Genomic DNA, 24,970 nt, shown 5'->3' on the forward strand with positions numbered 1-24,970 from the left:
TCGGCCCCCGGCCCTCCTCGGGCCGCGTGTCCCGCCTCGACTCCGCGCCTACTGGGGGTACCTCCCACGCCGTTCAGGCAGTGGAGGAGGCTCCGTCACGTGCCCTCCCATCTGCCGTGGGACGGACCCCGGTCCCCGCTCATGTGACGTACCTCGGCTTCGGGGGCCCCGACGTGGCGCCCAGGTCGTCGCGGAGCCATGTGTCGTAGGACTTCCGCCAGCCGCTCTTGCGGTAGTCGTCGAGGATCCGGTTGACCCGGCGGACCAGGTCGTCCGCGCCCTTCTTCATCGCCACGCCGTAGAACTCCTCCGTGAACGGGGCCCCCTTGATCTCGATCGTGGGGTCCTGCGCGGCCTGGCCCGCGGCGAGCGCGCTGTCGGTCACTATGGCGTCGGCCTCGCCGAGCTGGAGCCGGACCAGGCAGTCGAGTTGGTTGGGCACCGTGGTGGAGATATCGGCACCGAAGGACTCGCGCCTGAGCTCGCTGAGGGCCGTGGAGCCGTCCGCCGAGCAGACCCGCTTGCCCTTGAGCGTGTCGTTGTAGCCGGTGATGCCGGAGTTCTTGGGGGCCAGCAACTGCTGCCCGGTCTCGAAGTAGGCCGTGGAGAACGCCACGTCCTTGGCGCGCTCGCAGTTGATGGTCATCGTGCGCACCACGATGTCGACGTCGCCCCGCTTGATCGCGTCGACGCGCTGGCTGGTGGGCACGGCGCGGTACTGCACGGCGTCGGGATCTCCCAGGAGCTGCCGGGCGATCTCGTGGACGAGGTCTATGTCGAAGCCCTCCGGGTCGCTGTTGCCGATCTTGTTCGGATCCCGGTAGCCCCAGCGGTAGCTGCTCACGTCGATGCCGGCGACGAGGTAGCCCTTCTTCTTGATCGCGTCGATCGTCGGCCCGTCGGCGGCCGACGGGCGCAGGCTGGCCTCCGGGTGGTCGCACGACGCGGAGGCCGCGCGCTGCGTGTGCGCCACGCCCGGGCCCCCGGCGTCCTCGGTGGCCACCAGGTCCTGGACGTGCGCCAGCGGCAGGAGGGTGAGGGCGGCCGTCAGCACGCAGGCCACCGCCATCGCGGCCACCCCGCCCCAGCCGCGCAGCCGGGCCGCCGTCCGGCGCGCGCCGTTCAGCAGGCCGACCGGGTGCGCCGCGGGGCGCCGCGCCGTGTCCGGCTCCCTGGGGGCGCCCGTGACGTCACGGCCGCCGTTCGGTGCCTCGCTCATGCCTCCCGCCCCTCTCACCGGTACTCCGCAAGCCTGCGCCCGATGCCGAGCACCGCACCTGCCGCGCCCAGCACGGCCAGCACCGCGGCGCCGGCCGGCAGGCCCGACATCGCGTCCCGGCCGTCCTGCGCGACCTGCGAGAACTCGACCTGCTCGTGGGTCAGCGCCTTGCCGAGCTGCTCGTCGACCGCGTCGAAGGAGTCGCCCGTGGACTGCTGGTTCCTGCCCGTGGACTGCTCGGCCGGGTCGCCGATGATCTTCTTCAGCGCGCCGTCGTAGTCGCCGGCGTTGTCCTTGCCGCGGGCGTCCTTGTGCCGGGCCTGCCACTCCTTCACGCGGGCCATGGCCCGGGTGACGGGTGCCTTGCCGGCCGCGTCGTCGGCGAGGGCCGCGGCCGCGGCGAGCAGGCCCCCGCCGCCGTCGGCGCCGCCGAGGTCCGCCATCTGCTGGTTGAACTCGTAGTCGAACTTGTCGACCGTAGCGCCCTTCACGTCGAGCGTCTCCGCACCGCGGCTGATCAGGGTGAGGTTCTCGTTGCCGCGGGCCTTCAGGGAGTCGATGCGCGCGTCGTCCAGGACGGTCAGGGACCGCACCCCGTGGTCGTAGGACTCCCGCAGGTCCACGCGCGCGACCGTGTGCCCGACGGCCAGCCAGAGCAGCGCCACCGTGCAGGCGGCGGTGGCCGCGAGCAGGCCGGAGTTGAAGATGCGGTTCGTGTGCCGGTAGGTGCGCCGCTGGGCCCAGACGAGGGCGGCCAGGGCCACCGCGCCCAGGCCGACCGCCGCCCACGGGTAGGGCGTCGCGTCGTCGTAGTCGGCGTCGAGCTGGGCGTTCTCGGTCTTGTAGAGCTTCTCGGCCTCCAGCAGCATCTGCGACTGCATCATGTCGTTCGCGTAGCGGAGGTAGGCGGCGCCCAGCGGAAGGCCGTTGCGGTTGTTGGCGCGGGCGCGCTCGATGAGGCCGGTGTAGCGCGGCAGGAGCTTGTTCAGCTCGGCGATGGCCTTGGCGGACTCGGAGTCGGCCTCGGTGTTCGCGGCGGCCCTGGCGAGCTTGTCGGCGGCCGTCTCGATGTCCTTGGCATAGCGGCTCTGGACGTTCGCCGGCTCCTGGCCGCCGACGAGGAAGCCGGTGGACTCGGCGGTGTTGGCGTCGGCGAGGGAACGGTAGATGTCTGCGGCGTCGGAGCTGAGCGGCTGGCTGTGGTGGAGCACCTGGTCGGCCGCGCCCGCCCGGTCGGTGGTCTGCCAGGCGGTGACGGCGCCGAAGGCGAGGACGAGCAGGGCCAGTACGGCGCCGATGATGCGCAGCCTGCCGGGCTCGGTCGCGGCGCCCGCGCGCAGCCGCTCGACGCCCTCCGCCCATGCGGAGCGCCGGTCGGGGACGCGTCCGGAGCGGCCGGGGCCGGGCGCGTCCGGCCGTCTGGAACCGGGTGGGGGCGCGGTGGGGGCGGGGACACCTCTGGCCGCGGGCACGGCCGGCACCGCCGCCGGTCCCGGTGCCCCGGGGCCCGGCGGTGCTTGGCTGCCCTTCGGCGGGTGTGCCACCCTGACCTCCCCCTCGGTCGTCCGACGTCACTTCCGCCCGATGCGCGACGTGCGCGGGAAGAAGTCCACGGGCGCAAGTATGGCCGCAGCGACCGGCATTCACACCAGCGTTGGCGCGATCTTGCACCGATGGCGTGTCCGGACCGGGGCGGGCGCCGCCCCGCGCACCGGACCGGGGCGCTCACCGACCGGCAGGGCCACCGCGCACCCCGCGTGCGCCGTGACCCATCTGCTCTGGAACACGTTTCGGGGGACGTTTCGGTTCCCTGCGCACCGGCGTGCGCCGCGGGTGGCCGGCGCGTCCGTCAGTCACCCGCCCCGAAAAACGCCCGTACGCGGGCGTGCGCCTCCTGGGGCGCGCGCAGGTGGTCCAAGCCCAGCAGCGCGGCGCCCAGCACCGGCCGTGCCGTGACGACCTGCGGCACCGCGCGCGGAGCGCGCTCGGCGAGCAGGGCCCGGACGCCGTCGTCCAGTTGGGGGTGGCGGGCGGCCAGCAGGCCGCCGCCGAGCAGGACCGGAACCTCCTCGTCGAGCAGGTCCAGCCTGCGCAGCGCGACCGTGGCCATGGTCACCACCTCGTTCGCGAGCCGGTCGACGAGCGAGCGTGCCACCGGGTCGCCCTCCGCGGCGGTGGCGAAGACCACGGGGGTCAGTTCGAAGCGCCGCGTCTCCTCGATGTCCTTGAGGTGCAGCGCCGCGATCAGGTCGTACATCGAGGAGAGCCCGAAGTGGCCGGGGAGCGTGGTGGCCAGCGCCGTCGGGCCGCCGCGGCCGTCCTCGGCGCGCGCCGCGTGCCACAGCGCCTCCTCGGCCAGGCCCCCGCCGCCGCCCCAGTCGCCGGATATCCGCCCGATCGCGGGGAAGCGGGCCGTGCGCCCGTCCGGGAGCATGCCCACGCAGTTGATGCCGGCGCCGCAGACCACGGCGACGCCCCTCGGCTCGGCCACGCCCGCCCGCAGGATGGCGAAGGTGTCGTTGCGCACCTCCACGCTGCCGCTCCAGCCGCGGCGGCGCAGCTCGGCGGCGAGTTCCTCCTCCTCCACCGGAAGGTCGGCGTTGGCGAGGCACGCGGAGACATGGCTGACCGTGCCGGCCCCGGTCCCGGCCGCGGCGGCGTCCGCGGCGGCCCGCTCCACCGCCTCGGCCACCACGTCCACGGCCGCCTCGGCGCCGACCTGGGCCGGCCGGAACCCGCCGCCCCGTGCGGTGCCGACGACCCGGCCGTCGGCCGCCACCAGGGCGACGTCCGTCTTGCTGTTCCCGGCGTCCACGGCGAGGACGGTGCCGTCCACGGCGGGCACGGGCCCGTCCGCGGCGAGCACGGCGCCGTCCGGATCCGCGTCCGCGCCGGCCCGCCCCTCGTCCGGGGCGGGCCCGGGGAGGGTGGTGCGGGGTGTGCCGGACGTGGCGGAAGGAGGCGTCATGCCCACGCGAGGTGCTCCTGGTTGTGCGCGATCAACTTGTCGGTCAGGGCGTCGGCGTAGGCGTGCTGGCCGATCAGCGGGTGGCAGAGCAGCGCACGGAAGACCCGGTCGCGCCCGCCGCGCAGGGCGGCGTCCAGCGCCAGGTCCTCGTACGCCGTCACCTGCGCCACCAGGCCCGCGTACAGCGGGTCGAGCGCCGGCACCGGCAGCGGCGCGGCACCCGTGGGGCCGACGGCGGCCTGGACCTCGATCACGGCGTCGTCCGGGAGGAACGGCAGGGTGCCGTTGTTCAGGGTGTTCACGACCTGGTGCGGGCTGCCGGCGTGCCGGCCGTCCGCGGACGGCTCCTTGGCGCCGCCGAGCAGCGCCGCGGCGAGGTCGACGGCGGCCTCCGAGTAGTAGGCGCCGCCGCGCTTGGCGAGCAGGGCCGGCTTCTCGTCCAGCGCCGGGTCGCCGTACATCTCAAGGAGCCGCTTCTCCATGGCGGCCACCTCGGCGGCCCGGGACGGCTTGGTGCGCAGTTCCTCCACCACCTCGTCGTGCGCGTAGTAGTACCGCAGGTAGTACGACGGGACGACGCCCAGCCGGTGGATGAGGGAGCCGGGGAGGTGCAGGTCGGAGGCGATGGCGTCGCCGTGCTCCCTGAGGAGGGCGGGCAGCCTGTCCTCCCCCTGGGGGCCGCCGAGTCGCACACTCGTCTCCCAGGTGAGGTGGTTCAGCCCGACGTGACCGAGGTGGACGTCGGCCGGCTCGACGCCGAGGAGCTGGGCGAACTTCCGCTGGAAGCCGATGGCCACGTTGCACAGCCCGACGGCCCGGTGCCCGGCCTGGAGCAGTGCCCGGGTGACGATGCCGACCGGGTTGGTGAAGTCGATGATCCAGGCGTCCGGGGCGAGGCGGCGGACCCGTTCGGCGATGTCGAGGACCACGGGGACGGTGCGCAGCGCCTTGGCGAGGCCGCCCGCGCCCGTCGTCTCCTGGCCGACGCAGCCGCACTCCAGGGGCCAGGTCTCGTCCTGCTGGCGGGCGGCCTGGCCGCCGACGCGCAGCTGCAGCAGCACCGCGTCGGCGCCGTCCACGGCGGCGTCCAGGTCGGCGGTGGTGGTGATGGTGCCCGGGTGGCCCTGCTTGGCGAAGATCCGCCGGGCCAGGCCGCCGACGAGTTCGAGCCGGTGTGCCGACGGGTCGACGAGGACCAGTTCGGCGATCGGCAGGACGTCCCGCAGCCGCGCGAAGCCGTCGATCAGCTCGGGCGTGTAGGTGGAGCCGCCGCCCACCACGACGATCTTCCGCGGCACGGGGCCCGTGGCGGGGGCGGGGCCGGGTTCTCGCGAGGGACGGGGGACTGCCGCCCCCGTGGTCTCCTGCATGGGGTCCACTCAGCCCTTCACTCCGGTCAGCGTGATCCCCTCGACGAACGCGCGCTGCGCGAAGAAGAACACGACGATCACAGGGGCCATGACCAGAACGGTCGCGGCCATGGTCAGATTCCAGTCGGTGTGGTGAGCGCCCTTGAACGATTCGAGCCCATAACTGAGCGTCCAGGCGCCGGGATTCTCGGAGGCGTAGATCTGCGGCCCGAAGTAGTCGTTCCAGGCGTAGAAGAACTGGAAGAGCGCGATCGCCGCGATGCCCGGCCGCGCCATGGGGAGCACGACCTTGAGCAGCGTCCGCAGCTCGCTGCACCCGTCCACGCGGGCGGCGTCCAGGTACTCGTCCGGGATGGTCATCAGGAACTGCCGCAGCAGGAAGATGGAGAACGCGTCGCCGAACGCCATGGGGATGATCAGCGGCCACAGGGTGCCGGACAGGCCGAGCTGCTTGGCCCAGAACAGGTACATCGGGATGATGATCACCTGCGGTGGCAGCATCATCATCGAGATCACCAGCATCAGCGACAGGTGCCGGCCGCGGAAGCGGAACTTGGCCAGCGCGTACGCCACGGGCACCGAAGACAGCACGGTCAAAACGGTGCCGAGGCCCGCGTACAGCAGCGTGTTCCGCCACCAGGTCAGGAAGCCGGGCGTGTCGAAGACGGTGCGGTAGTTGGACCACTGCCATGTGCCCGGGATCAGGTCCCGGGTCAGGGTCTGCTGGTCGGACATCAGGGACGTCAGGGCCACGAAGACGAACGGCAGGACGAAGAAGAGCGCGGCGGCCACCCCGAGGGCGTGGATCCCTATCCACTCCAGGAGCGCCCCGCGGCGCCCGGCGCGGGCGGCCGGTCCCGTGGGGGTCGCGGGAGCGGGGCGGACGGGCGCGGGGGCCGTGGAGATGTCGGTCATCGGACTCACTCACCCGCCCCGATCAGCCCGCCCCGGCGCCGCATCAGCAGCGCCGTGAAGACCATGGCCAGCGCGAACAGCACCAGTGCGATCACGCACGCGGAGCCGTAGTCGAAGCGCTGGAAGCCGAGGTTGTAGACGAGCTGCGGCAGCGTCAGTGTCGACTTGTCGGGATATCCGGGCTCGAACTGCTGCCCGGAGCCCCCGATGACGCCGGAGGCGACCTTCCCGGCGATCAGGGGCTGCGTGTAGTACTGCATCGTCTGGATGACGCCGGTGACCACGGCGAACATCACGATGGGCGAGATGTTCGGCAGCGTGACGAAGCGGAACCGCTGCCAGGCGGACGTCCCGTCCAGCTCGGCCGCCTCGTACTGCTCCCTGGGCACGTCGAGCAGCGCGGCCATGAAGATGACCATCAGGTCGCCCACGCCCCACAGCGCCAGCAGGGTCAGCGCGGGCTTGGACCACGACGGGTCGTTGAACCAGCCGGGCGCGGGCAGCCCGGCCCGGTCCAGCAGCGAGTTCACCGGGCCCGTGCCGGGGTTGAGCAGGAAGGCGAAGGCCATGGTCGCCGCCACCGGAGGGGCCAGGTACGGCAGGTAGAACAGCGTGCGGAAGGCGCCCGTGGCCGTCCTGACCTTGGTGATCAGCACGCCGATGCCAAGACCGAAGACCACCCGGCAGGTGACCATGACCAGCACCAGCCAGAGGGTGTTCCACAGCGCGGGCCAGAACAACGGGTACGACCCGAAGATGTAGGTCCAGTTGCCGAACGAGTTCCACGCCGGCTGCCTGAACCCGTCGTACTTCATCAGCGAGAAGTAGACCGTCGAGACCAGCGGATAGGCGAAGAAGACCGAGAAGCCGATCAGCCAGGGCGACATGAACGCGGCGGTGCGCAGGGCGGCGCGGCGGCGCTTCGCGCGCAGGGTGTAGGTGCTCATCGCGGACTCCCGGCCGTCACTTCACCTGGGCGATGTCCGTGTCGATCTCCTTGGCGGTCTTCGCGAGCCCCGCCTTCAGGTCCTTGGTCTCGCCCTTCTCGTACGAGAAGCCGAGGTTCTGGATCGACACGAGGTACTGGCCGCCGTTGGGAGAGGCCGGGGTGGTGGTGCTGTGCGGGTTCTGGGCGATGTCCAGGAACGTCTTGAAGCGCGGGTCGTACTTCAGCTTCGGGGACTTCAGGGCCGCCAGCGTCGAGGGCACGTTGTGGATGGCGTTGGCGAAGTCCACCACCGCGCCGGTGTCCGTGGTCAGGAACTTCACGAACTCCCAGGCGGCGTTCTGCTTCTTGCTGCTGGCCGGTATCCCGGCGATGGTGCCGGTGATGTAGCCCTTGCCGTAGGTCTCGCTCTGGTCGTCGGGGACCGGCAGCGGGGCGACGCCGATGTGGAACTTCGGGTGGACGGACTCCGCCATGCCCAGCCGCCACTCGCCGTCGAGCTGCATGGCGACCTGGCCGGTCTGGAAGGGGTGCTTGGCGCCCCACTCGTCGCCGAACGTGGACCGGTACTTCTCCAGCTTCTGGAAGCCGCCCAGGTCGTCGACGAGCTTCTTCTGGAACGCGAAGCCCTGCGCGAGGCCCGGGTCCGTGGCCACCGTCGACTTGCCGTCCTTGCCGAAGTACGTGGGCGACCACTGGGCGAAGTAGTGCTCGGTCGTGGACTCGTAGCCGTGGTAGGTCGGCATGAAGCCCAGCTGCTCGTAGGAGTCGCCCTTGGGCTTCGTCAGCTTCTTGGCGTCCGCCTCGAACTCCGCCCACGTCTTCGGCGGCGCCTTGATGCCGGCGGCCTTGAACGCGTCCTCGTTGTAGTAGAGGCCGTAGGCGTCGCCGAGCAGCGGGAGCGTGCAGCGCACGCCGTTGTACTGGGTGTACTCGGCCATCGGCTTCGGGAACGTCGTCGCCGGGTCGATGCCCGACTTCTCCATGAACGGCTTCAGGTCGACGAAGGCGCCCGACGAGCAGAACTTGCCGACGTTGTTGGTGGTGAAGGACGACACCACGTCCGGCGCGTCCGAGCCGCCCGCGCGCAGCGCCTGGTTGACCTTGTCGTCGTTGATGTTGCCGACGACCTTCACGTGGATGTTCGGGTGGGCCTTCTCGAAGGCCTTCACGTCGTCGGCGACCGCCTTCACCTCGCTCGGCTCGCTCCAGCCGTGCCAGAACGTGATCGTGGTCTCCTTGGACGCGTCGTCGGTGGCGCCGGAGCCCGACTGCCCCGTACAGGCCGCCGCGAGCAGCGTGGTACAGGCGACGGCGAGTACCGCCGCGGCCTTGCGAGAGCTAACGGACATGACATCTCCCAGGGATGAAGGGGCGGCGGGTGTCAGCGTCGAGCGGTGTCGAAGACCTCGTCACGGGTGGCGGCCAGCGCGCTCTCCAGGGCGCCGCGCAGCACGGGGTGCTCCGTCACCTCGCCCACCACGAGCCGCGGCCGGGAGGCGGCCAGCTCGTCGAGCTCGGCCTGCACCAGCGCACGCAGGGGCTCGCCGCCCGCGGTGAACAGGGCGCCGCTGAGCACGACGAGTTCGGGGTCGAGCACGGACACCAGGGAGGCGAGGCCGGTGGCCAGCGCGGTCGCGTACGTCGTCAGCAGCCGCAGGTGGGGCCCTTCCTGACTGGCCGCGGCAGCTGCGACCAGCTCGGCCGCCACCTGCGCGTACGGCCCCTGCGGCACCGGAGAGACGCCCACCTCACGGGCGAGCCCCGGCACCGCCTGCGAGCCGGCCAGCTCCTGGTAGCCGCCGCTGTTGGCCCGTGTCACCTGCCGTACGAGGGGCGCGCCGGGCACCGGCAGGAAGCCGACCTCGCCCGCGCCGCCGCGAAAGCCCCGGTGCAGCCGGCCGCCGATGACGAGCGCGGCGCCGAGGCCCTCCTCGTTCCACAGCAGGACGAAGTCGTCGTGGCCGCGGGCCGCTCCGAGGCGCTGCTCGGCGAGGGCCGCCAGATTGACGTCGTTCTCGTACTCCAGGGGCACCGGCAGCGCCCCGGCCAGCTCGTCCAGGAGCGTGGGGGAGTGCCAGCCGGGCAGGTGCGAGGCGTAGCGCAGCCGGCCGGTGCTCGGATCGAACGCGCCCGGCGTGCCGATCACCACGCGGTGCAGGTCGCCGCGGGTCAGCCCCGCCGCCTTGACCGCCTTGTCGACGGCCTCGGTGACCTGCTTGACGACGGAGGTTCCCGGGTGCCGGCCCGGGGTGCGCAGCTCGTGGCGGCCGACCGTGGTGCCGGTGATGTCGGCGACCGCGGCGACGATCCGGTCCGGGGTGACGTCGAGGCCCGCGGCGTACGCGGCGGCCGGATTGACGGCGTAGAGCTGGGCGTTGGGGCCGGGGCGGCCCTCGCTGGTGCCGGTCGCCAGGACCAGGCCGGCGGCCTCCAGGCGGGCCAGCAACTGGGACGCGGTCGGCTTGGACAGGCCGGTCAGATTGCCGATCCTCGTGCGCGACAGCGGGCCGTGGGCGAGCAGCAGGTCCAGGGCGGCGCGGTCGTTCATGGCGCGCAGCACGCGCGGGGTGCCGGGGGTTCCGGTGGAACCTGCCATGCAGACGTCACCCGCCCTTCGCGGCCCTGAGCAGCATTGTTAGGAAAGTTTCCTATTGGCCGATCAAGGTAGGCGTGGCCGGAACCGGGCGTCAAGGGTGAACGCCCTGGCGGCAACCAAGTCGTTACCTCCCCTTCCGGGGTGGGGCGCTCATTCGGGGCCGGGGCCGGGGGCGGGGCGGGGGCCGAGGCGAGGGCGGGCGGTACCGCAGTTGCCGTTCGCGCAGTTCCCCGCGCCCCTCTTTTGCGCAGTTCCCCGCGCCCCTTTTCGGGGTGGTTTCTCGACGGTGTGATGGCGCGGGTATGCCGCGGCTTGTCGCGCCCACGCGGCGGAGCCGCATATCGACACAGCCCCGCGCCCCTGATGGGGGTGGTTGCTCGTCGCTGTGATGGTGCGGGTTTTGCTGTGCCTGGTCGCGCCCACGGGGCGGAGCCCGCATCTCGACACAGCCCCGCGCTCCGGGGTGGGGCCCGTGGGTCGTAGGGGCACCCTGGCGCCCCGACAGGGGCGCGGGGAACTGCGCGAGCAAGCTCCGCCGGCGGATGGTCCGGACTGATGCATCATGCCCACCTGGTGGTGCGGTGGGGGGCGAAGCCCCGAAAGACAGGGGCGCGGGGAACTGCGCAAAGGGTCACCACGGTGCCGTCCGCCCGATAGGGCGCCCCCCGCGGCAGCGGCTACTTGCTGGTCGAGGGCCGAGCGGGGGCGGGGACGGCGGGTTCCGCGGGGGCGGCGAGCGCGGAGGGTGGGGCCACCCCGTCCGCGGGATCCGCCGCCGGAACATCCTCCTGGCCCGGAGACCGCCTCGCGATCCGGATGCCGGCCTCGTCGAAGGCCCGCTTGATGCGCCAGCGCAGCTCCCGCTCGATACTCAGCGACTGCCCCGGCATGGTCTTCGCCGACAGGTGCACCACCATCGAGTCCAGCATCACGCTGTCCAGGCCCAGCACCTCCACGGGACCCCACAGGCGCTCGTTCCACGGCTCGTCCGCCGCGAGGCCCCGGCTCACCTCGACGAGCTTCGCGCGGACCCGGTCCAGGTCCTCGTCCGGGCGCACCGTGACGTCCACGTGCGCGGTGGCCCAGCCCTGGCTGAGGTTGCCGACCCGCTTGACCTCGCCGTTGCGGACGTACCAGATCGCACCGTCGTCGCCGCGCAGCTTGGTGACCCTGAGGCCCACCTCGACGACCTCGCCGGAGGCCACGCCCGCGTCGACGTTGTCCCCGACGCCGTACTGGTCCTCCAGGATCATGAAGACCCCGGAGAGGAAGTCCGTGACGAGGTTGCGCGCGCCGAAGCCGATCGCGACGCCCGCCACCCCGGCCGAGGCCAGCAGCGGGGCCAGGTTGATCCTGAACGTCGAGAGGATCATCAGCGCGGCCGTGCCCAGCACCAGGAACGACGCCACGGAGCGGAGCACCGAGCCGATCGCCTGGGAGCGCTGCCTGCGTCTTTCCGCGTTGACCAGCAGCCCGCCGAGCGCCGTGCCGTCCACGGCCTGTGCCGTGCGGTTCATCCGGTCGATGAGCCGGGTGATGGTGCGCTGGATGACCGTCCGCAGTACCAGCGCTATCACGACGATCAGCAGGATCCGCAGGCCGATGCCGAACCATGTGGACCAGTTCTGCTCGAACCAGCTTGCCGTGAGGGTGACCCTCTGGTGGGCGTCCTGGAGCGGGTGCGGCTCGGGGGCCGGGTTCGGCGGAGCCTGGGCGGGCAGGACGGACACGAACACTGCGGATACCTCCGTGGGCGGACGTCTGTGCGGCGGCCGTGGGCAGCGGTTGCGCGCAGAGCGCTGCCGAGCGTGCTTCGGCGGCCCGGGCGGCAGCACTGTGAGCAGGGCCGCCGCCATCAGAACATGATCACCGACGTCCGCACCCCAGGAACCCGTGGACCACACTAACGGGGCATCGTGTGTGCATCGCCGTGATGTTCGGGGGAGAGACCGTGTTCACCTGGGGATGAAGGACATGTGGTGGAAAACACTTCCAGCCCGTTACCGGTTCATGCTGGCGCTTCGACCAGGCATGAGGGGAGACTGAATCAGATCGTCCCGGCGCGAGCCACGCGCCGCCGGCGTACAAGGAGGCATCCGTGCCGCATGTCCTGGTCCTCAACGCGTCGTACGAGCCCCTCGGTGTCGTACCGCTCCGCCGCGCGCTCATCCTCGTCCTTGAGAACAAGGCAGTCTCTCTTGAGGAATCCGGCGCCTTCATGCACAGCGCCACCGTCACGGTGCCCGCGCCCAGCGTGGTGCGCCTGAAAAGGTTCGTACGGGTCCCCTACAGGGGGCCCGTTCCACTGACCCGCCGTGCCCTGTTCGCGCGCGACGGCGGCCGCTGCATGTACTGCGGCGGCGTCGCCACCAGCGTCGACCACGTCATCCCGCGCAGCCGCGGCGGCCAGCACGTCTGGGACAATGTGGTCGCCTCCTGCCGCCGCTGCAACCACGTCAAGGCCGACCGCCACCTGATGGAGCTGGGGTGGCGACTACGGCACAAACCGGCGCCACCCACCGGCCTGGCCTGGCGCATCATCGGCACCGGGCATAGGGACCCGCGCTGGCTGCCCTACTTGCAGCCGTACGGCGCGGACGACGCCATGGCTCGGATCGACGGCATATCCGCCTGACATCCGGGCCATTGTCGTACCTGGGCCCGGGCGGGCCGCGGTCCGCCGGCCGGGCTGGTGGTGGCCTGGTGGCCGCGCCGGTGGCGGGCCTGGTGACGGCGCCGCGGGCCCTTCGGCGACGGCGCGTGCCCGCAGGACCCCGGGTGTGTGAGCGAGGGGGTGCGTCACGCTCCGGCAGCCGTCCCGCGCCGCCGGGCCGTGGCTCCTGGATCGGGCACCACCTCTGGGTCAGAATGTGACCAAGGACACGTTGAGAGGCGTAGGACGTCTGTTGATCCGCCCGCTGGGTAGGCGCTGCCTCGACCTGAACTGCCGCCCCTGACTAGGAGGCCCCCTGTGGCCGCAACGGCGCACCTTCTGCCCTCGACCCTCTCCAAACGCCCGGACGGTACGGGCCACCGGGACACGGCATCCGCCGCGGACCGCAGGCGCGGCGCGTACCGTCCCGCCCCCAGGTACCGGCCCGAGGCCCCCGCCGTCATCGGCGTCGCCCCGCTGCTCACCGCCGTGCCGGAGCCCGGCCCCGCACCGGACGACTCCGGGGCCTTCAGCGCGGAAACCGCCGAGACCGAGGCGCCGCTGACCAGCGAGCCGCCCCTCGCCGACGCCGCGCCCCTCACGAGCGAGCCCCCGCTCGCCGACGCGGCCCCCCTCACGAGCGAGCCCACCGCCACCGGCACGGCCGCGGGCACGGACCCCTCGGTGGAGTAGATGTCCCTGGCCCGGCTGGCAGAGCTGTACGGCGTCGCCATCTCGTACGAATCCTCGCCGGGCCAGACGGTCCGCGTCGCGGACGCCGCCGTCGTGGCGGCCCTCGCGGCGCTGGGCGTGGACGCCGGCAGCCCCGAGGCGGCCGAGGCGGCCCTGCACGCGCGCGAGGCGGAACTCGCCGAACGGCTCCTGCCACCGACGGTCGTCTGGTGGCAGGGCCGTGATCCCGCCGCGCTCGCCGGCCTGCCGGAGGGGACGCGGCTGCGCGTCGAGACGGAACAGGGCCGAACGCACGCCTGGACGACCACCGCCCCCACCGGCCCGCCCTCCGGGAACGGCGGGCGGGCGAACGGCACCTCGGACAGTGGCGTCTCGGGGAGCGGCACCTCGGGCAGTGACGCCTCGGAAAGGAACGGCCGCCGGGGCGGCCGCGCTCCGAGGGGCACGTCCGGGAACGGCACATCCGGGGACCGCACCCCAGGGAACGGCGCTCAGCGGAACGGCGAGGCCCCGCAGGACGTGCCCGGGGGCGGCGCCCCGCCGGCGCTGCCCCCGGGCGTGCACACCCTCACCGCCGCGGCCCCGGACGGCCGCCGCGCCCGGGTGCACCTCGTGGTCGCCCCGGAGCGGATGCCGGGGCCCCGGGGCGAGCGGGTGCACGGCCTGCTCCTGCAGCTGTACTCCCTGCTCTCGGAGCGCTCCTGGGGCATGGGCGACCTGGGCGACCTCGCGGAGCTCGCGGCCTGGGCCGGCCATGTGATGGGCAGCGGGTTCGTACAGGTCAACCCGTTGCACGTGGCGGTGCCCGCAGTGCCGAGCGACCCCTCGCCGTACCGGCCCTCCAGCCGGTACGTCGCCGACCCCGTCCACCTGCGCATCGAGAAGGTCCACGAATACGCCTACCTGGACCTCAAGGACCGCACGGAGATCGCCGAGACCCTGGAGCGCGCCGCCGCACTGCGCGGCGAGGTCCTGCGCGACGGCGCCCTGATCGACCGCGACGCCGTCTGGGCGCTCAAGCGCCGCGCCCTGGAAGTACTGATCGCCCGCGTCCCCCTGAGCCCGGGTCGGCGCGCCGCCTACAACGCCTTCCTCGCCGCCGGCGGGCGCCACCTGGAGGACCATGCCACCTGGAGCGCGCTCGCCGACGTGCACGGCCCCGACTGGCACGGCTGGCCCGAGGGGCTGCGGGACCCGCGCTCCCCGGAGACGGCACGCGCGCGCGTGGAGCTGCTGGACCTCGTCGACTTCCACAGCCGCCTCGCCTGGCTCGCGGACTGCCAGCTCGCCGCCGCCCAGCGGACCGCACGCGCGGCGGGCATGCCGGTGGGCCTGGTGCACGACCTCGCCGTCGGCGTGCATCCGAACGGTTCCGACGCCTGGGCGCAGCAGGAGCACCTGGCCCCCGGCATGTCCGTCGGGGCCCCTCCGGACGCGTTCAACGCCCGCGGCCAGGACTGGGGCCTGCCGCCCTGGCGCCCCGACCGGCTCGCGGCCTCGGGCTACGCGCCGTACCGGGCCCTGCTGCGCGCCATGTTCCGGCACGCGGGCGGGCTGCGGATCGACCATGTGATGGGGCTCTTCCGGCTCTGGTGGGTACCGCAGGGCAAGGAGCCCACCCAGGGCACGTACGTCCACTACGACGCGGACGCGATGCTCGCCGTGCTGTCACTGGAGGCGCACCGCACGGGCGCCCTGGTGATCGGGGAGGACCTGGGCACCGTCGCCCCGGGGGTGCGCAGGACGCTGCGCGGGCACGGGATGCTGGGCACGTCCGTCCTCTGGTTCGAACGCGACTGGGAGGGCGACGGGCAGCCGCTGCCCCCGGAGCGGTGGCGCACGGACTGCCTGGCCACGGCCACCACCCACGACCTGCCGCCCACCTCGGCCCGGCTCACCGGCGAGCACGTCGCCCTGCGGCACGGCCTCGGCCTCCTGACCCGCCCGCTCGCCGAGGAGCAGGCCGTGGCCGCCGAGGAGGCCGCGGAGTGGCTGGAGCTGCTGGGGCGTCTCGGCATGCTGGAGGACGGCACCTCGGGCGGGGTCGCGACCGGCAAGCGCGGCGGGGACGCCTCCGCCGAGGACTTCCAGTTCGCCGGGGACGAGGAGCGGATCCGTGCGGTGTACCGCTTCCTGCTGCGCACGCCCGCCCGGCTGATCGGCGTCTGGCTGCCCGACATGATCGGCGACCGGCGCCCGCAGAACCTCCCGGGCACCTGGCGCGAGTACCCGAACTGGCGCCTGCCGATCGCGGACGCCGACGGACGGCCCGTCACGCTGGAGCAGCTCACGTCCTCGCGCCGGCTGCACGCGCTCCTGAAGGTGCTGCGCGGCGAGCGGTGAGCGGCAGGCGGCGGCCCGGACCGCTTCCCGCCTGCCGTTACGGGACCCCGGGCGCGCGGCCCCGACGGGCGTTCGCTACGTTGGGCAGCGTGGAGAAGAAAAACGACCAGCAGGCCCGGCGCTCCAGTGCGCTGCGTGCAGGTGCCCTCGGCGCCGTCACGACGCTGATGACTCTGTTCCTCACGTCCCCCGCGCTCGCGCTCACCCGCGACGACGGCGACGACCCGGGCCACGGCCTCTCGGTGGCCGAGACGCTGGGCCTCTTCGTCTTCACGCCGCTCGCGATCTTCCTCATCATCGCCGCTCTGGTGACGCTGGGCAGCAAGCCCCGCAAGAGCCAGAAGCAGAGCTGACCACCCGCTTCCGGCACCGCCGTCCCGAGGGCGCCGCTCGCGTACACGCCTGAGCGGCGCCTTCGGTGTGTCCGATGGGCGGCGCTCGGCACCGGCGGGCGATCGACACCGCCGGGCAGACGGCACCGTCGGGCGCCCGGCACCACCGGGCCGCCGGCCGCTCACCCGGCCAAGGGGGCCGCCGAGTCCGCGCTCGCCGAGTCCGCGTTCGCCGAGCCGTCCCCCGGGGCCTGGCGCGTGTCCTCCTCCGAGAGGTAGCGCTGGACCGTCGGGGCCAGCCAGTACACGACGTCGTCGTGGCTCATCGCGACCGCGGGCGGGAAGCACAGCACGTACCGGCCCAGTGCCATGCCCAGGATCTGCGCGGCGACCAGCGCGGCCCGCACCGGCGCCTGGGCCGGATCCGGACAGACCGACCGGGCCACCGGCAGCAGCTGCTCCGTGAAGATCCGCCGTATGCGCTCGGCCCCCGCGCTGTTGGTGACCCCCACCCTCAGCAGCGCCTGGAGGACCTCCGCCTCCTCCCAGACGCTCAGGAAGTGCCGCACCAGCACCCGGCCGAGGCCGCCCTGCGGGACGGCGGTCAGGTCCGGCATCCGCAGGTCGAACTCGACGGCCGCGGCGAACAGCCCCTCCTTGTTGCCGTAGTAGCGCATCACCATCGACGGGTCTATGCCCGCGTCCTTGGCGATCGCGCGGATCGTGGCGCGCTCGTACCCGTCCGAGGCGAAGCGCTCGCGGGCGGCCGCGAGGATCGCGGACCGGGAGGCGTCGGAGCGGCGGGGGCGAGCGGACCGTTCGGGCCCCGCGGGCCCTTCGGGTCGTGGGGACTGTTCGTTCTCAGCCATGTCAACAACTGTATGCCAACGCTTGTTGACGGTCCATGAGTTCCTGTCCTACGTTGGCCAACGAGCGTTGACCAACAAGTGTTGACCAACGGTCGTCGACATCAGGAGGCAGTGATGAACCGCACGACCGCCACGACCCGCCCCACCGTCCCCTCCGGCACCCCCGACGGCTCCGTGGCCGTCGTGGGCGCGGGCCCCACGGGCCTGCTGCTCGCCGGGGACCTCGCCGAGGCCGGGGTGCCCGTCACCCTGGTCGAGAAGCGCGCACCGGCCATCAGCAACCTCTCCCGGGCCTTCGTGCTGCACGCCCGCAGCCTGGAGCAACTGGACGCCCGGGCCGTCCCCGCCACCCCCGCCTGCGAGCCGGGCGAGGGCCCCGCGGGTCCGTCGGGTCCCACCGCCCCGTCGAGCAGCCTCGCCGACGAACTGGTCGCGAAGGGACGGCCGGTGGAGAGCCTGCGGCTCTTCTCCCGCCTGACCGTCCGGCTCGACACCCTGCCGTCCCGCTTCAACTTCCTCCTCGTGGTTCCGCAGTACGAGGTGGAGGCGGCGCTGCGGCGGCGCGCGGTGGCCGCCGGGGTGCGCTTCGCCCACGAGACCGAGGTGACAGGGCTCGACCAGGACGCGGACGGCGTGACGCTCCACATGCGCGGCGCCCATGGGCCGGAGGAGCTCCGTGCCGCCTACGTGGTCGGTGCCGACGGGCTGCACAGCGCCGTGCGGGGGGCCGTGGGGCTGCCCTTCCCCGGACGGTCGGTCATCCGCTCGGTGGTCCTCGCGGACGTCCGGCTGGCCCGGCCGCCGGAGGAGGCGCTCACGGTGAACGCCATCGGAGACGCCTTCGCCTTCATCGTGCCCTTCGGCGACGGGTACCACCGGGTCATCGGCTGGAACCGCGCACGCAACGTGCCCGATACCGTGCCGCTCGACCTGGACGAGGTCAAGGAGATCACCCGGCTCGCGCTCGGCCAGGACTTCGGCATGCACGACGCGCGCTGGATGTCGCGCTTCCACAGCGACGAACGGCAGGCCCCCGCCTACCGGGTGGGCCGGGTGTTCCTCGCCGGGGACGCCGCGCACGTGCACACCCCGGCGGGCGGCCAGGGCATGAACACCGGTCTGCAAGATGCCGCCAACCTGAGCTGGAAGCTGGCCGCGGTGCTGGCGGGCCGGGAGCCCGAGGCGCTGCTGGACAGCTACGAGGCCGAGCGGTTCCCGATCGGCAGGGCCGTGCTGCGCAGCAGCGGTGGCCTCGTCAGGCTCGCCATGGCCAAGCGGCCCTGGACCCTGGCCGCGCGCGCCGGGGCGACCGCCGTCCTCGGAGCGCTCCGCCCCGCCATGTCCCGGCTCCTCGGCCAGGTCACCGGCATCGGCTACGCGTACCGCGCGCCACGCGGCAGCCACCCGCTCACCGGCAAGCGGGTCCCGGACGTCCGCCTGGCCGGCGGCACCCGCCTCCACGAGGCGCTGCGCGGCGGCCGCTTCGTCCTGATCACCCCCGCGGGTACGGCCACCGGCGATCTCCCGGGGCATGTGGTGCCGGTGCACTGGGAGACCGGGCGGCGCACCACGGTGCTGGTGCGCCCGGACGGGTATGCGGCGTGGGCCACGGACTCTTCCGACCCGATGTCGACCGGGGTGCCGCCGGTGCTCCGGCGGTCCGGCGCGGGTGCGCCCCGATAGGGGCGCGGGGAACTGCGCGAGCAAGCTCCACCGGCGGATGGGCCGGGCTGATGCCTCATGCCCACCTGGTGGTGCGGTAGGGGCGCAGCCCCGACAGAAGGGGCGCCGGGGAACGGCGCGACCAGCCCCCGCCGGCCGGTGGCCGGGAGCGAGACCGCGAGGGGCTCGGCCCCCGGTGGCCCGCCGCAGGCGCGTCGTGGCGGGCGCCCCCCAGGCCCCGCCGCAGCCGGGGCTCGCCCCAAAGGGGGCGCACCCCGGCCGAGGGTTCCCTAGACGTCCGCCGCCTGCGCCCGCAGGGACCGCTCCACGCCGGCGCGTGACTCAAGAACCACACGCCGCAGCGCCGCACTCGGCTGCACCGCCTCCAGCCACGCGTCCGTCGCGTCCAGCGTCGCCTGCTCGACCTGCACGCCCGGGTACAGCCCGTGCGCCACCTGCTGGGCCATCTCGTGCGAGCGGCTGTCCCAGATGTCCTTCACCGCGGCGAAGTACTTCTCCGTGTACGGCGCGAGCAACTCGTGCTGGTCGGTCTGGATGAAGCCGCCGATCACCGCCTCCTGCACGGCGTTCGGCAGCTTGTCGGACTCCACGACCTGCTCCCACGCCTCGGCCTTCGCCTCGGCGGTCGGCCGGGCCGCCCGTGCCGTCGCCGCGTGCCGCTCGCCCGCCGCGGTCTTGTCGCGCTCGTACTCCGCGCTGATCTCCGCGTCGTCGTACCGCCCGACGGCCGCGAGCCGCTGCACGAACGACCAGCGCAGCTCGGTGTCGACGGCCAGCCCCTCGATCGTCTGCGTGCCCTCCAGCAGCCCTTCCAGCAGGTCGAGCTGCTCGGGCGTGCGCGCGGTCGCCGAGAAGGTGCGCGCCCAGGCGAGCTGGTGGTCGCTGCCCGCCTCGGCCGCCCGCAGGTGCGCGAGCGTCGCCTCGGTCCAGCGGGTCAGGCCCGCCTCCCGCCAGGACGGGTTGGCGTACAGGTCGAGCGCCAGCTTCACCTGGCGGTGCAGCGACTGGACGACGCCGATGTCCGACTCCTTGCCGATGCCGGACAGGACGAGGTCCAGGTAGGCCCGGGTGGGCAGCTGGGCGTCGCGCGTCATGTCCCACGCCGCCGCCCAGCACAGCGCACGCGCGAGGCCCGACTCGAAGTCGCCCAGGTGCGCCACGACGGTCTTCAGGGATTCGTCGTCGAGCCGGATCTTGGTGTACGTGAGGTCGTCGTCGTTGAGCAGGACGACCGCGGGCCGCGGCTTGCCCTGCAACTGCGGCACGGCCGTCAGCTCACCGTCGACGTCCAGCTCCACGCGCTCGGTGCGCACCAGCCGCTGCCCGCCGTCGCCGCCGTCCCGCAGCTCGTAGCAGCCGATCGCGATGCGGTGCGGGCGCAGCGTCGCCTCGCCCTTGGCACCCGCCGGCAGCGCGGGCGCCTCCTGGCGTACCGCGAAGGAGGTGATGGCGCCCTCGGCGTCCGTCTCGATCTCGGGCCGCATGACGTTGATGCCGGCCGTCTCCAGCCACAGCTTCGACCACGACTTCAGGTCGCGCCCGGAGGTCTCCTCCAGCGCCGTCAGCAGGTCGCTCAGCCGGGTGTTGCCGAACGCGTGCCGCTTGAAGTACGCCTGCACGCCGCGGAAGAACTCGTCCTGCCCGACGTAGGCCACCAGCTGCTTCAGGACGCTCGCGCCCTTGGCGTAGGTGATGCCGTCGAAGTTCACCAGCACGTCGTCGAGATCGTTGATGTCGGCCATGATCGGGTGCGTGGACGGCAGCTGGTCCTGGCGGTACGCCCAGGTCTTCATGGAGTTCGCGAAGGTCGTCCAGGAGTGCGGCCAGCGGGAGCCGGTGGCCTCGGCGAGGCAGGAGGCCTCGGCGAAGGTGGCGAACGACTCGTTGAGCCAGAGGTCGTTCCACCACTCCATGGTGACCAGGTCGCCGAACCACATGTGGGCCAGCTCGTGCGTGATCGTCGTGGCGCGCGCCTCGTACGCCGCGTCCGTCACCTTCGAGCGGAAGACGTACTGGTCGCGGATGGTGACCGCGCCGGCGTTCTCCATCGCGCCGGCGTTGAACTCCGGCACGAACAGCTGGTCGTACTTCGCGAAGGGGTACGGGTAGTCGAACTTCTCCTGGAAGTAGTCGAACGCGACGCGGGTCACGTCGAAGATCGCGTCCGCGTCGAGGTACTCGGCGAGCGAGGGCCGGCAGTAGATGCCGAGAGGCACCCGCTGCCCGTCCTTCTCGTAGACGCTGTGGACCGCGTGGTAGGGGCCCGCGATCAGCGCCGTGATGTAGCTGGACATGCGCGGTGTGGGCTCGAAGCTCCAGACGCCGTCCTTCGGCTCCGTCGCCGGCGAGTTGGAGACCACGGTCCAGCCCTCGGGCGCCTTCACGGTGAACTGGAAGGTCGCCTTGAGGTCCGGCTGCTCGAAGTTGGCGAAGACGCGGCGCGCGTCCGGCACCTCGAACTGCGTGTAGAGGTACGCCTGCTGGTCCACCGGGTCGACGAACCGGTGCAGGCCCTCCCCGGTGTTGGTGTACGCGCAGTCGGCGACGACCGTCAGCTCGTTGCCGCGCTCCCGCAGGCCGGGCAGCGTGATGCGCGAGTCGGCGAAGGCGGTCTGAGGAGCGAGCGCCGTGCCGTTCAGGACGATTTCCAGGGCCTCGGGCGCCACCAGGTCGATGAAGGTCTCCGCGCCCGCCTCCGCGGAGTCGAAGCGGACCGTGGTGCGTGAGCGGAACGTGCCGCCGTCCTGCGCGCCCGAGAGATCGAGATCGATCTCATAGGAGTGGACGGTGAGCAGTTTCGCCCGCTGCCGGGCCTCGTCGCGGGTCAGATTGGTGCCAGGCACTCGTTCATCTCCTCGTGGGTCATGGCCTTTGCGGTCATCCTTCCATGTCGGTGCCGGCCGGCCGAGGCGGATTCCAGGTGGCCTGGTTGGTAGGAACGGCGGTAGGATACGGAGTATGAAGATCAGTGTGAGTCTGCCCGAGGAGGACGTCTCCTTCGTCGACGAGTACGGCGCGAAGAACGACGCGGGCTCCAGGTCCGCGGTGATCCAGGCTGCCATCAGGATGCTCCGTGACGTCGACCTGGAGGATCAGTACCTGGCGGCCTGGGACGAGTGGCAGGCGAGCGGGGAAGAGGAGTTCTGGGGCAGGTCCTCGGGCGACGGCATCACGGAAGAGGACTGGTCCGGCAAGTGAAGCGCGGAGACATCTGGCTCGTCGACTTCGAGCCCGCCCGAGGGCACGAGGCCAACAAGCTGCGCCCCGCCGTGCTCGTCACCAACGAGGCGGCCAACCGCGCGGCAACCCGGGGCCGCCGGGGCATCCTCACCGTCGTTCCCGTCACGTCCAACACCACCCGGATCCTGCCGTTCCAGGTGCTGTTGCAGGCGGGGGACGGCGGGCTGCAACGGGACTCCAAGGTGCAGTGCGAGCAGATCCGCTCCATGGACGTCAGCAGGTTCCGACGCCCCATAGGGGCCGTCCCTCCCCGGATCATGGCCGAGATCGACGCGGCGCTCCGCATTCAGCTGGCCCTCTGAGGGCGCCCCCCTGAGGACCACCCCCCGGGACTAGGCGTCCGATATCCGCCGGTACGCCGCCGCTTGCGGGCGGATGCTCGCCGTATGACCACACACACCGCACCGCGCCTGACCCACACCCCCCGCCCCATCGAGCCGGACGCCCTGGCCGAGCTGCGCCGCACCGACGACGCGGGCCGCCCCTGCGTGCCGTACACCGCCACCGAGGACGACGCGGGCAGTCCGCTGCGCTGCTGCCTGGAGCCGATCACCTCCGGTGAGCGGATCGCGCTCGTCTCGTACGCGCCGCTCAGGCGCTGGGCGGCCGCCACCGGCGCCCGGCCCGGGGCCTACGACGAGCAGGGCCCCGTCTTCATCCACGCCGAGCCCTGCGACGGCCCCGCCGCCGATCCGGACGGCTACCCCTTCAGCCGCACGGGCGCCCTGCGCACCCTGCGCCGGTACGACTCCGACGGCCGCATCGCCGGCGGCCGGCTGCTGGAGATCCCCGAGGACGCCGTCGCCGCCTTCGACACGGCCCTCGACGAGGCGTTCTCCGACCCGGAGGTCGCCCTCGTGCACGTCCGTGCCGTCGAGTACGGCTGCCTCCACTTCGAGGTGCGCAGGCCCTGAGCGGCGTGCGGGCCCCGGCAGGCGCGCGCACGGGTCGCCACGCGTCGCAAGCCCGTGTACGTCCCGACGCGTCGGGATGACGCGGTAAGCCGATGACGCGCGCGGTAAGCCGATGACCGGTGATCCACGGACGCGCTGAGCCACGGAAACGGTAAGGGGCGGCCCCCATGGGAGGTCGCCCCTTACCGCTGTGACGTCTGCGCCGGCCGGGCCGTCAGGCGGCCGCGAGCTCCGCCGCCACCAGCTCCGCGATCTGCACGGCGTTCAGCGCGGCCCCCTTGCGGAGGTTGTCGGTCGACACGAAGAGGGCGAGGCCGTTCTCCACCGTCTCGTCGGCGCGGATCCGGCCCACGTACGAGGGGTCGCGGCCGGCGGCCTGGAGCGGGGTGGGGATGTCGGACAGCTCCACGCCGGGCGCCGCGGCCAGCAGCTCCTGGGCGCGGGCCACGCTCAGTGGGCGGGCGAAACGGGCGTTCACCTGGAGGGAGTGCCCCGAGAAGACCGGGACCCGGACGCAGGTGCCGGAGATCTTGAGGTCCGGGATCTCCAGGATCTTCCGGGACTCGTGCCGCAGCTTCTGCTCCTCGTCGGTCTCGCCGAGGCCGTCGTCGACGAGCGCGCCGGCGAAGGGCAGGACGTTGAACGCGATCGGGCGCTTGTAGACGGACGGCTCGGGGAAGTCGACCGCGTCACCGTCGTGCGTGAGCCTGTCCGCCTTGTCGGCCACCTGCTGGGCCTGGTCGTGCAGCTCGGCCACGCCCTTCAGGCCGGAGCCGGACACCGCCTGGTAGGTCGCGACCACCAGCGACTGAAGGCCCGCCTCCGCGTGCAGCGGCTTCAGGACCGGCATCGCGGCCATCGTGGTGCAGTTCGGGTTGGCGATGATGCCCTTCGGCCGGTCGGCCACCGCGTGCGGGTTCACCTCGGAGACGACCAGCGGCACGTCGGGGTCGCGGCGCCACGCGGAGGAGTTGTCGATCACCACGGCGCCCTGGCCCGCGACCTTCTCCGCGAGCGCCTTCGAGGTCGCGCCGCCGGCGGAGAAGAGCACGATGTCCAGGCCGCTGTAGTCGGCCGTGGCGGCGTCCTCCACGGTCACCGCGGTGCCCTTCCAGTCGAGCGTCGAGCCGGCCGACCGTGCGGAGGCGAAGAGGCGCAGCTCCTTCACCGGGAAGTCCCGCTCGTCGAGGATCCTGCGCATGACCGTGCCCACCTGACCGGTGGCTCCGACGATTCCGACCCTCACGGGGACTCTCCTCTGCTTCGCTGTCATGGCCCGGCGGCCCGCCCTGACGGTCGGGCGAACCCATTCCGACCATCCATGATGCGTATGTCCGAGGGTGACCTGTCCAATCGTTTGTCCGCCAGCCGGGACGGGTGACCTGCCCCACGCCCCCGCCCCACGCCGGGCGCCCGGCGAATCCGGGGGCGGGTTCCGCGAACGTTTCGGTCCCCTCCCGCGTCGTAGGACAGACGCGGGAGGGGATCGGATTGCGACTGCCCGGCCGAGACGGCGCACGGACGGCCCGCAAGGCTGCGGCCGGGGGAGAACCCGGCGGCCTGCTGGACACCGCCCAGGAGGACCGGGTGCGGGCCGTCCTGGCGCTCGGCGGCGTACCTCACGCCGACCTGCCGGACGCGGTGCAGCAGATCAGGCTCCGGCTGCTCGAACGCGCCGCGAAGGGCCACGAGGCACCCCGGGACCTGTCCGCGTGGGCCGCGGTCGTCGCCTCGAACCCCGCCATGGACTGGCACCGGGCGCGCCGCAGGCAGGAGCGCCTGGGCGAGCGGCTCGCCGCGCTGCGCCAGGACGCGTCCCGGCACGAGGAGAGCCCCGAGGAGAACAGGGTCCTCGCGCCGGCACTCGCCCAGGGGCTCGACGCCCTGCCCGACTCCCAGCGCCAGGTGGTGGTGCTGCGCTTCTACGCGGACCTCCCGGTGCGCCCTCACCCCGCACACCCTGCCGGTACCGGGGCTCGGGGACCGGGTCATCGCCGGCACCGTGGCGGGTTCGGACACCCCGGGCCTCTGGGCCGCCGGCGACGCGGGTGCCCTGGCGGGCGCGCGGGCGTGGGTACGGCAAGGGGTGGCGGGGGCGCCCAGCTCTTCCCCTCCGGGGGGTGCGGGGCGCCGTGACCGGCGCACGGCGGGGCGGCTGCCTGGCGGCCGGTGGCGGCGGAGAGTGCCCCCTTGGGCCGGTGGCGACGTGACGGTCGCGTCGTGGCT

General features: G+C 72.9%; 21 protein-coding genes. 9 read left to right on the plus strand and 12 right to left on the minus strand.

The genetic code is table 11. The annotated features are described in order from the left end of the window. Positions 1 to 139 precede the first annotated feature (139 nt). The 9 genes from Sm713_RS15230 to Sm713_RS15270 all read right to left on the minus strand — a co-directional run bounded on the left by Sm713_RS15230 (position 140) and on the right by Sm713_RS15270 (position 11,753). Positions 140 to 1,069, minus strand: a complete 930-nt coding sequence (locus Sm713_RS15230) for a glutamate ABC transporter substrate-binding protein (protein ID WP_249416601.1) — start codon at positions 1,067 to 1,069, stop codon at positions 140 to 142. 164 nt (positions 1,070 to 1,233) lie between these two features. Beyond that, positions 1,234 to 2,763, minus strand: coding sequence for a hypothetical protein (locus tag Sm713_RS15235; protein WP_212910158.1), 1,530 nt, complete (start codon positions 2,761 to 2,763; stop codon positions 1,234 to 1,236). Between the two features lie 305 nt (positions 2,764 to 3,068). Continuing rightward, complete coding sequence (locus tag Sm713_RS15240) at positions 3,069 to 4,187, minus strand: BadF/BadG/BcrA/BcrD ATPase family protein (RefSeq protein WP_212910159.1); 1,119 nt, start codon at positions 4,185 to 4,187, stop codon at positions 3,069 to 3,071. After that, complete coding sequence (locus Sm713_RS15245) at positions 4,184 to 5,464, minus strand: 6-phospho-beta-glucosidase (protein ID WP_249416603.1); 1,281 nt, start codon at positions 5,462 to 5,464, stop codon at positions 4,184 to 4,186. Before Sm713_RS15245 ends, Sm713_RS15240 begins: the two co-directional genes overlap by 4 nt. A 102-nt stretch (positions 5,465 to 5,566) precedes the next feature. Further along, complete coding sequence (locus Sm713_RS15250) at positions 5,567 to 6,472, minus strand: carbohydrate ABC transporter permease (protein WP_212910161.1); 906 nt, start codon at positions 6,470 to 6,472, stop codon at positions 5,567 to 5,569. A 5-nt stretch (positions 6,473 to 6,477) separates the two neighbouring features. Next, positions 6,478 to 7,419, minus strand: coding sequence for a carbohydrate ABC transporter permease (locus tag Sm713_RS15255; RefSeq protein ID WP_212910162.1), 942 nt, complete (start codon positions 7,417 to 7,419; stop codon positions 6,478 to 6,480). A 16-nt stretch (positions 7,420 to 7,435) separates the two neighbouring features. Then, entirely contained in the window at positions 7,436 to 8,770 is a 1,335-nt protein-coding gene (locus Sm713_RS15260) for an ABC transporter substrate-binding protein (protein WP_212910163.1), read from the minus strand. 32 nt (positions 8,771 to 8,802) lie between these two features. Then, complete coding sequence (locus Sm713_RS15265; protein ID WP_212910164.1) at positions 8,803 to 10,017, minus strand: ROK family transcriptional regulator; 1,215 nt, start codon at positions 10,015 to 10,017, stop codon at positions 8,803 to 8,805. Between the two features lie 677 nt (positions 10,018 to 10,694). Then, the gene (locus Sm713_RS15270) at positions 10,695 to 11,753 is read right to left on the minus strand and encodes a mechanosensitive ion channel family protein (protein WP_249416303.1); all 1,059 of its coding nucleotides are present in this window, start codon (positions 11,751 to 11,753) and stop codon (positions 10,695 to 10,697) included. Positions 11,754 to 12,115: 362 nt separating this feature from the next. Here Sm713_RS15270 and Sm713_RS15275 point away from each other — a divergent pair, with 362 nt between their 5' ends. The 4 genes from Sm713_RS15275 to Sm713_RS15290 all read left to right on the plus strand — a co-directional run bounded on the left by Sm713_RS15275 (position 12,116) and on the right by Sm713_RS15290 (position 16,059). Continuing rightward, positions 12,116 to 12,652, plus strand: a complete 537-nt coding sequence (locus Sm713_RS15275; RefSeq protein WP_212910166.1) for an HNH endonuclease — start codon at positions 12,116 to 12,118, stop codon at positions 12,650 to 12,652. A 336-nt stretch (positions 12,653 to 12,988) separates the two neighbouring features. Next, a complete protein-coding gene (locus Sm713_RS15280) occupies positions 12,989 to 13,363 on the plus strand; it encodes a hypothetical protein (RefSeq protein WP_212910167.1) in 375 nt (124 codons plus the stop codon). Then, on the plus strand, positions 13,364 to 15,706 hold the full coding sequence (malQ, locus tag Sm713_RS15285; protein WP_212910168.1) for a 4-alpha-glucanotransferase: 2,343 nt from the start codon (positions 13,364 to 13,366) through the stop codon (positions 15,704 to 15,706). Positions 15,707 to 15,795: 89 nt separating this feature from the next. Next, the gene (locus tag Sm713_RS15290) at positions 15,796 to 16,059 is read left to right on the plus strand and encodes a hypothetical protein (protein ID WP_308293166.1); all 264 of its coding nucleotides are present in this window, start codon (positions 15,796 to 15,798) and stop codon (positions 16,057 to 16,059) included. A gap of 161 nt (positions 16,060 to 16,220) precedes the next feature. Here Sm713_RS15290 and Sm713_RS15295 read toward each other — a convergent pair whose 3' ends face one another. Then, a complete protein-coding gene (locus tag Sm713_RS15295) occupies positions 16,221 to 16,907 on the minus strand; it encodes a TetR family transcriptional regulator (protein WP_212910170.1) in 687 nt (228 codons plus the stop codon). 114 nt (positions 16,908 to 17,021) lie between these two features. On the opposite strand from Sm713_RS15295, the gene Sm713_RS15300 reads away from it, so the two are divergent. Beyond that, the gene (locus tag Sm713_RS15300; protein WP_212910171.1) at positions 17,022 to 18,590 is read left to right on the plus strand and encodes an FAD-dependent monooxygenase; all 1,569 of its coding nucleotides are present in this window, start codon (positions 17,022 to 17,024) and stop codon (positions 18,588 to 18,590) included. A gap of 269 nt (positions 18,591 to 18,859) precedes the next feature. Here the strand turns inward: Sm713_RS15300 and pepN are convergent, their stop codons facing one another. Continuing rightward, a complete protein-coding gene (gene pepN / locus Sm713_RS15305; protein WP_212910172.1) occupies positions 18,860 to 21,433 on the minus strand; it encodes an aminopeptidase N in 2,574 nt (857 codons plus the stop codon). A 115-nt stretch (positions 21,434 to 21,548) separates the two neighbouring features. Here pepN and Sm713_RS15310 point away from each other — a divergent pair, with 115 nt between their 5' ends. From Sm713_RS15310 to Sm713_RS15320, 3 genes are all read left to right on the plus strand, one after another. Next, entirely contained in the window at positions 21,549 to 21,788 is a 240-nt protein-coding gene (locus tag Sm713_RS15310; protein ID WP_212910173.1) for a ribbon-helix-helix domain-containing protein, read from the plus strand. Further along, positions 21,785 to 22,132: a type II toxin-antitoxin system PemK/MazF family toxin gene (locus tag Sm713_RS15315; RefSeq protein WP_212910174.1), complete on the plus strand. Its 348-nt coding sequence runs from the start codon at positions 21,785 to 21,787 to the stop codon at positions 22,130 to 22,132. The genes Sm713_RS15310 and Sm713_RS15315 overlap by 4 nt, the downstream gene beginning before the upstream one ends. 84 nt (positions 22,133 to 22,216) lie before the next feature. Continuing rightward, complete coding sequence (locus tag Sm713_RS15320; protein ID WP_212910175.1) at positions 22,217 to 22,744, plus strand: DUF1203 domain-containing protein; 528 nt, start codon at positions 22,217 to 22,219, stop codon at positions 22,742 to 22,744. A 214-nt stretch (positions 22,745 to 22,958) separates the two neighbouring features. On the opposite strand, the gene Sm713_RS15325 is transcribed toward Sm713_RS15320, so the two are convergent. Next, positions 22,959 to 23,990, minus strand: a complete 1,032-nt coding sequence (locus tag Sm713_RS15325; protein WP_212910176.1) for an aspartate-semialdehyde dehydrogenase — start codon at positions 23,988 to 23,990, stop codon at positions 22,959 to 22,961. Between the two features lie 314 nt (positions 23,991 to 24,304). On the opposite strand from Sm713_RS15325, the gene Sm713_RS15330 reads away from it, so the two are divergent. Beyond that, entirely contained in the window at positions 24,305 to 24,880 is a 576-nt protein-coding gene (locus Sm713_RS15330) for a sigma-70 family RNA polymerase sigma factor (protein ID WP_249416604.1), read from the plus strand. The last annotated feature ends 90 nt before the right edge of the window (positions 24,881 to 24,970 follow it).

It is taken from the genome of Streptomyces sp. TS71-3 (genome assembly GCF_018327685.1).
Taxonomy (GTDB): domain Bacteria; phylum Actinomycetota; class Actinomycetes; order Streptomycetales; family Streptomycetaceae; genus Streptomyces.